This window comes from Ralstonia pickettii (assembly GCF_001699815.1).
Lineage (GTDB): Bacteria > Pseudomonadota > Gammaproteobacteria > Burkholderiales > Burkholderiaceae > Ralstonia > Ralstonia thomasii.
The window spans coordinates 1-9,995 of the sequence record NZ_MCGB01000034.1; the positions used below are offsets into that span (position 1 = coordinate 1).

At 62.3% G+C, this 9,995-nt stretch carries 8 protein-coding genes; 3 read left to right on the plus strand and 5 right to left on the minus strand.

The genetic code is table 11. From position 1 onward, the window contains the following. From BEK68_RS06125 to BEK68_RS06135, 3 genes are all read left to right on the plus strand, one after another. Positions 1 to 772: glycosyltransferase family 87 protein (locus BEK68_RS06125; protein ID WP_139111341.1), on the plus strand; the 772-nt coding region annotated here is incomplete at its 5' end. 124 nt (positions 773 to 896) lie between these two features. Next, positions 897 to 2,096: a glycosyltransferase family 87 protein gene (locus BEK68_RS06130; protein WP_249262902.1), complete on the plus strand. Its 1,200-nt coding sequence runs from the start codon at positions 897 to 899 to the stop codon at positions 2,094 to 2,096. Further along, positions 2,096 to 3,109 (plus strand): glycosyltransferase family 2 protein, encoded by a 1,014-nt coding sequence (locus BEK68_RS06135; protein WP_004629683.1) that lies wholly within the window; start codon positions 2,096 to 2,098, stop codon positions 3,107 to 3,109. The genes BEK68_RS06130 and BEK68_RS06135 overlap by 1 nt, the downstream gene beginning before the upstream one ends. A gap of 256 nt (positions 3,110 to 3,365) precedes the next feature. On the opposite strand, the gene BEK68_RS06140 is transcribed toward BEK68_RS06135, so the two are convergent. The 5 genes from BEK68_RS06140 to BEK68_RS06160 all read right to left on the minus strand — a co-directional run bounded on the left by BEK68_RS06140 (position 3,366) and on the right by BEK68_RS06160 (position 9,818). Next, positions 3,366 to 4,427, minus strand: a complete 1,062-nt coding sequence (locus BEK68_RS06140; protein WP_012435009.1) for an acyltransferase family protein — start codon at positions 4,425 to 4,427, stop codon at positions 3,366 to 3,368. A gap of 9 nt (positions 4,428 to 4,436) precedes the next feature. Next, on the minus strand, positions 4,437 to 5,537 hold the full coding sequence (locus tag BEK68_RS06145) for an acyltransferase family protein (protein ID WP_004629679.1): 1,101 nt from the start codon (positions 5,535 to 5,537) through the stop codon (positions 4,437 to 4,439). Continuing rightward, complete coding sequence (locus BEK68_RS06150) at positions 5,534 to 6,775, minus strand: glycosyltransferase family 87 protein (protein WP_249262901.1); 1,242 nt, start codon at positions 6,773 to 6,775, stop codon at positions 5,534 to 5,536. Before BEK68_RS06150 ends, BEK68_RS06145 begins: the two co-directional genes overlap by 4 nt. A 132-nt stretch (positions 6,776 to 6,907) precedes the next feature. After that, complete coding sequence (locus BEK68_RS06155; protein WP_012435011.1) at positions 6,908 to 8,287, minus strand: sigma-54 dependent transcriptional regulator; 1,380 nt, start codon at positions 8,285 to 8,287, stop codon at positions 6,908 to 6,910. A gap of 1,126 nt (positions 8,288 to 9,413) precedes the next feature. Further along, positions 9,414 to 9,818: a TPM domain-containing protein gene (locus tag BEK68_RS06160; protein ID WP_432761103.1), complete on the minus strand. Its 405-nt coding sequence runs from the start codon at positions 9,816 to 9,818 to the stop codon at positions 9,414 to 9,416. Between the last annotated feature and the right edge of the window lie 177 nt (positions 9,819 to 9,995).

Sequence of the window (9,995 nt, forward strand, 5' to 3'; positions counted from 1 at the left end):
GTGGTTGCCTGTGCTGGCCGCTCCGGCAACGCTTATCACCATTCTCGCTGGCCAAAACTCGCTGTTGACAGCTGGTGTGGCCGGGGCTGCCGTGTATCACCTGAACAAGCGCCCCGTGCTTGCCGGTGTGCTGATCGGCTTGCTTGCCATCAAGCCGCAACTGGCGGTGTTGTTCCCGCTGGCCCTGGTGATCTCGCGTGCATGGAAGGCGCTGGCCAGCGCGCTGCTGACAACCGTGGTGTTTGCGAGTGTCAGCGTGTTGGTCTGCGGCTGGCGCACGGTGCCGGCGTTCCTTGCCAACGCGCAATGGGTGCGGGCGAGCTTCATCGAGGGCGGCGCCAACCTATGGTGGGGCATGCCAACGCCTATCGCAGCCGCCCGGCTGGCCGGGGCGAGCGTGACCGGTGCGTACGCCGTACAGGTGTTGACAGCGCTGGCGATGGCCGCCGCGATGGCCTATGTCTGGCGGCGGACGACGGCGTTTGAGTTACGTGCTGCGGCGCTGGCGATTGCCACGCTGATGGTGTCGCCATATCTGCGTGACTACGAGTTGACATGGCTGGGACTGGCCATTGCCGGGTTGGTAGGGGACGGTGTGCGTGATGACAGTGCCAATGGCCTGTCGAGCGGCGATCGTGCGCTGCTCGTTGTCGCCTGGCTACTGCCGCTCTATGAGCACGCCAATCCTTACCTGAAGCTGCCGCAGTTTGGGCCGGCGGTTCTGATTGCCATGATGGCGCTTGTTGTGCGGCGCGTGGCAACGCGGGCGTGAGGGCACCATGGCCGTCGCCTTGAACCTTCTAAAGCACAGGGCGCCCGAGGCTACGACGGCGCCCCCAGAAACCGCACCAGGTGCTCGCCACTGGTTGGGCCCGGACCGCGTGCGCGTGTACTCGATGGCTGCGCTGGCCTGCTACGTCGCGTACTTTGTAATCTGGGCTGTTCGCGCCAGCGTGTTGAAGGTCGCGGGTGTCTTTCCGCTTGGCGGCGATTTTCTGGTGTTCTGGAGCGCTGCGCAGTTGGTGCTGCAAGGGCACCCACCCGCTGCCTACGATGTGGCTGTGCTGCATAACGTGGAGCTGGCAACCGTCCCACTGGTGGCGACAACCCAGGGGTTGTTGCCCTGGTTCTATCCGCCAACCTTCCTGCCCTTCATCGCGCCCTTCGGGCTGCTGCCGTACTGGCTTGCCGTGCTCGTCTTCCTGAGTATGAGCGTCGGGTGTTTCCTGTGGGTTGTCGGCCGAATCGTGCTATGGCGGCAGGCATGGCTGCCGTGCGCGGCGTTTCCCGGGATTGCGGTCGTGCTCGCAACGGGGCAGAACGCGTTGCTGCTGGCGGCATGTGCTGGTTTGGCGCTCACGTTGCTGCATTCCCCTCGCCCCAAGCGGCCCCCCAGCCCGATCGCAGCGGGCATGTTGCTCGCCCTGCTGACGGTGAAACCGCAATTGGCTGTGATGTTTCCGGTGGCACTGATGTGCGCCGGAGCCTGGAAAACGTTGATTGCAATGGCGCTGACCTCACTCGCGCTGGCAGTGCTGGCGCTGGCAGCGTTCGGCCCGCAGTCGTTCATTGCCTTTCTGCACAACGCGGCGTTGGCGCGCTCGGCAGTGGAAGCCGGCGCAGTCCATCTGGAGCGCATGCCCACCCTCTTTGCCATGGTCAAGATGCTGCACGGCAGCGTGATGTTGGCCTACGTGCTGCATCTGATAGGGGGCTTCACGGCCTGTGCCGCAGTCGCCTATGCCTGGAGTCGGCCTTGCAGCTTTGCACTGCGTGCCGCAGCCGTGCTGACGGCAAGCATGCTCGCCAGCCCTTACCTGTACGACTACGACCTGGCGTTCCTCGGTCTGGCCATTGCCTGGCTGGCCTCCTACGCGTTGCGGGATGGGTGGCTGCCCGGTGAACGTGAAGGGCTCATCCTGCTGTGGCTTTTGCCGCTGGGCGGAATGCTCTTGATTGACCGACTCGGCTTTCAACTGATGCCACTTGTATTGCTGCTTGCACTCGCGCATATCGCGCGCCGTATTCATCTTGAGCGCACACGCAACGCGTCACGTAGCCGCGTGCCAAGGCGCCTTGGACGGGGAGAACAATGATGTTGGATTACAAAAGAAACCAACTCCTTTCGCTGGTTGTACCGTTCTACAACGAAGGCGAGGCGCTGGAGTCCTTCTTTGCACGGGTCGTGCCGATCCTGGAGTCGGTCGAGTTCATGCAGTTCGAGATCGTGTGCGTGAACGACGGTAGCAAAGACGACACCCTGCAGAAGTTGATCGCGGTGTCCCGCATGGACGAGCGTGTACGGGTGATCGATCTGACACGCAACTTCGGCAAGGAAGCCGCGCTGACGGCCGGCATTGACGAGGCACTTGGCGATGCCGTCATCCCAATCGATGCTGATCTGCAAGACCCGCCGGAACTGATTCCCACCCTGGTGGCACACTGGCAGAAGGGGGCGGAAGTGGTCCTTGCACAGCGCGCCAGCCGTGCCTGCGACACCTTCCTCAAGCGGGTGACTGCGGCCGCGTATTACCGAGTCCACAACACGTTGTCCGACCTGAAGCTGCCGGAAAACGTTGGCGATTTCCGCTTGATGGACCGTGCGGTCGTCAATGCGCTCAAGCAGTTGCCCGAGCGGCACCGATTCATGAAGGGCCTGTTTGCGTGGGTGGGTTTCAACACCGTGATCGTTCCGTACGAGCGGGAGGCACGCAGCGCGGGTCAGTCGAAGTTCTCCGGCTGGCGCCTGTGGAATTTCGCGCTGGAAGGCATCACCAGTTTCAGCACCTGGCCGCTGCGGAGCTGGACGTATATCGGTTTGGCCATTGCAAGCCTGGCATTCGTGTACGGCAGCTACATCATCGCTCGCACCATGGTTCTGGGTGTGGATGTGCCGGGCTACGCCTCGCTGCTGTCGCTGCTGCTGTTCTTTGGTGGCCTGCAATTGATCGGGTTGGGCGTGGTGGGCGAATACATTGGCCGTATCTACGACGAGGCCAAGGGGCGCCCGATCTACCTGGTGAAGCGCCGCTATCAGGAGCGCCGGCTGCGCAACCGGTTGACGGGTGAGCGGCGCGTGATTCAGATGGTGCGAGGTCAGCGCGGTTAGGCGCGTCTGGGCACAGGGGAGTCCACACCGGACCCGGCGCGTCACCTGACCGTCCATGCTCTGGTCGCATTGATGCTCCGGGTTTTGGTTCCGCGACTGGGCCGTGTGGTTTTACGTCCTGAAGGGGGCCCGCGCGGCGATCGGGCACGATGTGGCGTGCGTTGCATGGTCTCGTGGCTGCGCCGGCCGCTCCGATCATGGTCCTTCTATGAACCACGCGTTGAAGAACGGCTTCGGTGACGCAGCGCTCGCCTGCTTATTGTTGCGGTTCCTTGATTTGACTGTAGACCGGTGTTGCTTGAGCACTGGATTGCGCCCACCGATTGAATCGGTCTCGGAACGGCACTTCTACATATTTGTGCAGCAGGTGTGCGATGCCGAACGTCCAGAATAGGAACAACGCATAGGGAATGAGCCTGTCGTTGAGGCCAGTGCCGGTCGTTGCGCTGAGCATCTGCAGGAACCAGACACCATGCCCGAGGTAGAGCGCGTATGAAACCTTGCCAAGATACTGTGCGGGGCGGGTCTGGAGGAGGTTTGCGATCGGGCCACGATCGGCTAACAGCGACCCGATCAGCGTGGCGAACACCAATGGCGCAAACAGCGCTGAACCGGGCAGATCATTGGCAAACATAACCATAGATAGCGATGCGGCCGATGCCGTGAGCTGAATGGCACGTCCCCTCGCCAGTGCCGCGACCCGATCCCTGAACTCGCAGATCAGCGCACCTATGAAGAAGCCGGCAAGGCAGCGCGTCCAGCCGAAGTTGAACGTCATGCCAAGGCACTTTCCGGTGAGCATGCAGCGATCGATGCTAAGCGTGATCCAAACGGCAAGCGCATATCCGATCAGAGCAAGCGCAGCGAAGCCCGCGATGCGCGCTTTGCCTTGCAGCAGGAAGCAGAGCGCGCCAAATGCGAGGTAGACGAACATTTCATCGCTGATGCTCCAGCCTACGAGGTTGCCCACGCCGTTAGGGAACAGGTTCAAGCCTTGCGACATGGTTACGAGCGCGAGCACTTCGCCAACCGACGGAACACGATAAGCGAAGGCAATGGCCAGTGCAGACGTTGCGATATGCGCTGGCCAAAGACGCCCAACGCGGCGGATGGCAAACGTGCGCAGCTGAGTCCGGCTCGTTAGTTGCCCGCCATAGGCCCGACAGATCACGAAGCCGCTCAAGACGAAAAACAGATCAACACAGAGGTATGCGCTGTCAAATTGCCGATGCGGTGGTGCGTAACACATATGGTGGAACACGACGAACAGTGCTGCCACGCCGCGAAGACCTTCCAGGCTTGTGACTGTGGTTCGCATTGGTGTATCTCACGCTTGCTTGTTCTGATTGCCAATGACGCTGTGTTGGTGCTCGTGCAACCTAACGCCGGCAACCCCTTGAGCGGTGGGTATGGCTGCGCCAGGCATGGCTTGAGCCCACCGATTGAACCGGTTACGAAACGGCAACTCGACGTAGTTGTGCAGCAAACTGGTGGAGGCAAACGCCCAGAAGAGAAATAGCGCGTAGGTGACAAGTTGCTGCTTGAGCCCGACGTCTGCCGGCATGCTTACGACAAGCGGCAGCATGACGCCATGCGTAAGGTACAGCGGGTACGACACCTTGCCGAGATATTGCGCGGCTGGCGTTTGGAGGATGCGCGAGACGGGGCCGCGGTCACTGATGAGCGCACCGATCAGCGCACCGAACGTCAGTGGCGCGGTCAGTGCAGACCCGGGAAGGGCATCTGCCGAAATGAGCAGGAACAGCGCTGCTGAAAACGCCGTCACCTGAAAGACGGGGTGGCTCGCCCAGGGAATAAGGCGATCTCGGAACTCATAAATGAGGGCGCCGATGAAGAAGCCCGCAATACACCGCAGCCAGCCGAATTGGTGAACCAACTTACTGAGGCAGCCGCCCTGGAGAAGACAGGCTCGGTCGATCTCGATCCAGGCGGCCAGCGGCCACGCCGTCAAGGCTAACGCTGCGAATACCACCATGCGGGTGCGGCCGCGCATCAGGATGCAACCCGCACCGAACAGAAGGTAGACGTACATTTCGTCGCCGGCGCTCCAGCTCACGGCGTTGCCGATGCCGGCCTGGAAGACGTTCAGGCCCTGCGACATGGTGGCGAGTGCCAGCGTCTCGCCAAACGCCGGCAGATGGCGGGCCACGATGAGGGCCAGGACCGTGGTTGCGATGTGCGTTGGCCACAGACGGCCAATGCGGCGAATCATGAACGTGCGCAGCGATGCAAGATTCGACAACTGCGGGCCACACGCGCTGCTGATGACGAAGCCGCTCAAGACAAAGAAGAGGTCCACCGCGAGATAGGCATTGGCAGACAGCGGGTGCGGCCATGCGCAGAACATGTGATGCACAACGATAAACAAGGCCGCGATGCCGCGCAGGCCCTCAAAGCTTCTGTTCACGCCGTTGTCCCCCGTGCCGGGTTGGATGCGTGTGCGCCAATCGCGGCAACGGGTGGTGTTGCAGCGTCAAAGCTTTCGTGCGGTGCGATCACGCGTTGTGGCGCACGCGCGCGCCGCACGATGATGGCGAGCAAGGCCACCAGCACGATCGGCGCCCATTGCCCTGTCCGGTGCGAAAGCACAGCGAACAGGCCTTGTGCAGGTACCAGCCAGGCGGCAAGCAGCACCGCATTTTCGAATCGGTTGCTGCTGTAGCGTACAAAATCCACCGCAAGCCAGGCCATCGGCAAAGCGAGCCAAGCGAGGTCGTAGTAGATGAGATAGGGCTGCACCATCAGCGTCGCAACGGGCAGTGAGGCAGCGCGCAACTCAAAGCGGCAGGCGCTGCGCCATAACCAAACGCAAACCGCAATCACCAGCATCGCCACGCCGGCGTGAGCCGCATATGACACCGTGGTCGAGTACCCGGCGGACCGCAGCGTGCCGAATACCGTTGGCGCGCCGTACAGGATCACACCACCGTTCTCGACAATAGCGTGGCGGAACATGGCCATGCTTCTCGCGGCGGCAACAAAGGTGGCTGTGCCAAATGCGAGCCAGCTCACCGCTAAAGTCAGCGTCGAGAAGAACGCCGCCGCTGCGAGCGTGCGCCACTGGCGCTCGCAGAGTAGGTATAGCGGGAACAGGATGCCCAGTTGCGGTTTGATGCACAGCATGGCGATGCAAGCACCTGCCGCCACCGGAGATCGCCGCAGCAGCACCAGCGCCGCACCCGCCGCTGCTGCGGTGAAGAGCGAATTCTGCCCCGTGACCAGCGTGACCCACACACCAGGAAATGCAAGCGCCGGAATGAGCCAAGGCAGCCGCAGCGCGCCTGGCACCGACCGCAGCGTTTTGTTGAGCATCCCCAGATAGAGCGCAATGCCGCAGCCCGAGAAGGCCACCGTGGCCGCACCAAACGACAACACGCCGATCGGGTAGATCAGCAGCAAAAACGTTGGCGGATAGGAGAACGGCCCAAAGATGTCGGGCGGCAGGATGGCGGCTTCCGTAGCGCGCAACAACCCCCAGTCATACGCTGTTGTCGCGCCGTGCGTGATGGCCAGGTTGGCGGCACTCCAGAAGACAGCCAGATCCCACCCCGGCGAGGGAATGGTGGTGTTCTGCAAGATGTGGTGGCCCCACCACCACACGCCGAGCAGGAAATACTCAAGGAAGAGCAGGGCCCCGCCGTACACATACAGTCGGCGGGACCCCTGCCAACCTCCCCCCCTCGATTTCGGCGCTGGGTCAACCCGCGCCGTCCCCTGCTGGCTGACTGACATGGTCCGCCCCTGTTTTTTGTTCTGTCCCCGCCATTCCCCTTGCCTTTACCCCTGCACACACACCATCCCAAGTTCGCCCTTGCGGATCTGCAGCTTGTGCTCGCGCATCATCCGGAACAGCGTGACGCGTGAGATGCCAAGTTCTTCGGCCACGTCGATGAGCCGTTCATGATTGCGTTGCAGGGCTTCTTTGACGGCACAGCGCTCTGCTGCTTCCCGGGCCTCGGCCAGGGTAGGCGGGCGCGACGGCTCGACGGGTGGCTGCAGGTCGAGATCGGCCGGCTTGATGATGCCGTCTTCGCACATGGCCGCGGCGTGCCGGATGCGGTTGATCAGCTCCCGCACATTGCCCGGCCATGTGTGCACGCTGAGCGCACGCAGGGCCGTCGGTGAGAACCCCTTGATGTGCTCGGGCGAATGGCTGCGCACGCTGTTGAGGATATGTTCGGCCAGTAGCAGGATGTCGGTGTCGCGCTCGCGCAGTGCGGGTTGCTTGACGCGCAGCACGCAGAGGCGGTGATAGAGATCGCCGCGAAAGCGTTCCGCCGCAATGGCCGCTTCCAGGTCGACATGGGTGGCTGAGATGACGCGCACGTCGACGGCAACCGACTCCGTGCCGCCCAGCCGTTCGATGCAGCCGGTTTCGAGAAAGCGCAGCAGGCTGGTCTGGCTTTCTAGCGGCATGTCGCCGATTTCATCCAGGAAGAGGGTGCCGCCGTGCGCCATTTCGATGCGGCCGGGCTTGCGCTTGACGGCGCCGGTGAAGGCGCCACGCTCATAGCCGAACAGTTCGGACATCAGCAGCGTGGGGGGAATGGCCGCGCAATTGACGGCGATGAATGGCTGGCCGGCGCGGCGCGAGGCGCAGTGGATTGCGCGTGCCGCGAGTTCTTTTCCGGTGCCGGATTCGCCCGAGACCAACACGGGCGTATCCCATTTCGAGACCTTCTCGATGCCGCGGAACAGGCCCTGCATGGCGAGGCAGTTGCCGATCATGCCATCGGGGCGCAGCGTATCGCGTGTGAGCGTTGCCGCCGGGCGCAGGTGTGCCATGCCGACGGCGTGCCCCAGTGCGTGTGCCAATTCGGCGCTGTCGCACGGGATGTTGTAGTAGTCGACAAAGTACAGGCCGAGCAGCTTGCGCATCGGGTCAGACAACATGTCACCGTTGCCAACCACTCCGATCCAGCCAATGTTCTGCCGGGCAAGCCAAGGTTCCAGTTCTTCCAATTCGGTGTCGGAGTAACCGCAATCCAGATCCAGCAGACCGCCCAGGACGGACTCTTCGCACAGGTTCAGCGCTTCAAGGTCGCGGCGGTTGTTGGCGAAGAGCAGTTGCCAGCCCTGTTGAGCCAGGTAGCGGCAACGCGTTGCATCGTGACGCAGTGAAACATAAAGCAACGGGCGGTTGATGTACGCGTTCATGTTTTCCCCCAACGTTTTTCTATGGGGCCGCGCACTGCTGTTGCGGCCACCAATGGACTGCCAAGTCAACCGTCGGACAAGGGCGGAAAGCCGTCCGTCCGCAAATGCAGTCTGGGGGAGGAACCTCTATGCACCATGGGGCTGTCGGCGTGCGGTGCATGCCTGGCAACCTGGCGGTCTCGTTTGTTCGAGACTGGCTTTGACGTCGGTTCGCACCGACATTACCCCCGGACAACTTCTAATTCGACTTTCACTGCTACGAGTGGACTCCCCTCGCATTGCCCGAGGCCGTTATGAATGGCTGTATCGGGCGTGTTCTTGGGTGCCTGGCCATCTGGTGTGGCCGCTGCACCGCCTTTGTTCTGAGCTTCCCCTCGGAGTGCCGTTGGATTTGCACTCCGTCTTGAATCTGTCCTGCGGTCTCGGCGGCGGCGTTTCACGTCGCTCTGGTTTGATTGCCGAGCCTCCGGATCACTGATTGGCCTTGCTGGCCTGGACACTAGAGCGACGACCATGCCACGGCGGATAAACCGTTGAGCCACAACGATTCCAGCCGGAATCAAGGTATTTGCAGTGGCAGGCGCTAGTCGGATGTTTCGTATTGGATACGTGCCGGATAGTGGCAGGGGTCATTGGAAATCGCCTCAAACGGAGGTGATTTGTGCGTAATGCATCGCGCAAACGGACGCAAAAAGTGACGTTAACTGCCTGGTGCGATGCAAAAACTCGGGGGCAACCAGAGGGGCCTCGAATGGTTGCATTCATGAAACATGGTTCGCAAATCCTGCAATGCAGAGCACCGTAGCAGGTGCCTTCGTATCGCACGACGCACATGTGCGTCACGGAAATGGCGTAACGGCTTCTCGGCGATGTGGGTGACGGCGCCGCAGAACATGAAGCAGATGCCTGAGGGGCGGCGCCCATCAGGTCATCCTAAAAGATGAGGCGCCTGATTGCCTGGGCGTGTTGCCCATGCGTTCCTTCGCGCGTGCGCTTTCGTATCAGAACTGAAACACGTGCCGTGGATGTGCACCTGCAGTCGGATCTCTGGCGAAACAAGGCGACGGATGTGGCGGCAGCCCCGGGCTTGGGACGCTGCTTGGCAGCCTCACTCAACGTAGCGCCGTTACAGCACGACCGGCCGGTCGCTCAGCTCATTGGTGCGCGGCGTGCCATCGGAAGGCACGTGCGCGGCGAGGAGGTCGTTGATCTGCGCCAGCGCGTCGAGCACCGGCGCCATGGTCACGCGCTGCGCAAAGCCACGCGTGATGGTCGCGCAGATGGTGCGCCACGCGTGTGCGTCCACCTTGGCGGCGATACCGTGGTCGGCCAGGATCTCGACCGCGTGATCGGCCAGGTTGATGTAGAGCAGCACGCCCACGTGCTCGCGCGTGTTCCACACCTCCAGCAGCCCGAACAACGTCCGGGCACGGTGCCGCGGCGACATCCCGGCCCAGGCGTCGCGCACGGGCAACGAGCTCTCGATGACGACGCGCACTTCGCCGCGATGGTGTTGTTCGCCTTCGCGCACGGCGGCTTCAAGCTTTTGCAGATCCGCCGGCGGAAACGCCCGCCTTGCATGCGACGAGGTTGTCAGCAGATGGGTCAGGGCACGGCGCGCGCGTGGTGATGTCGGGTCGTGGAAGCCATGGATGCGTTCACCGGTTACCAGTTGCCGGAGGCGCCACCGCCACCGAAATCACCACCA

What these genes read in the sequence shown, in the direction of transcription:
- BEK68_RS06130 (WP_249262902.1), top strand. Translation starts at nt 897, where the DNA reads ATGGCTGCGCTGGCCTGCTACGTCGCGTACTTTGTAATCTGGGCTGTT.
- BEK68_RS06135 (WP_004629683.1), top strand. Translation starts at nt 2,096, where the DNA reads ATGTTGGATTACAAAAGAAACCAACTCCTTTCGCTGGTTGTACCGTTC.
- BEK68_RS06140 (WP_012435009.1), bottom strand. Translation starts at nt 4,427, where the DNA reads ATGCGAACCACAGTCACAAGCCTGGAAGGTCTTCGCGGCGTGGCAGCA.
- BEK68_RS06155 (WP_012435011.1), bottom strand. Translation starts at nt 8,287, where the DNA reads ATGAACGCGTACATCAACCGCCCGTTGCTTTATGTTTCACTGCGTCAC.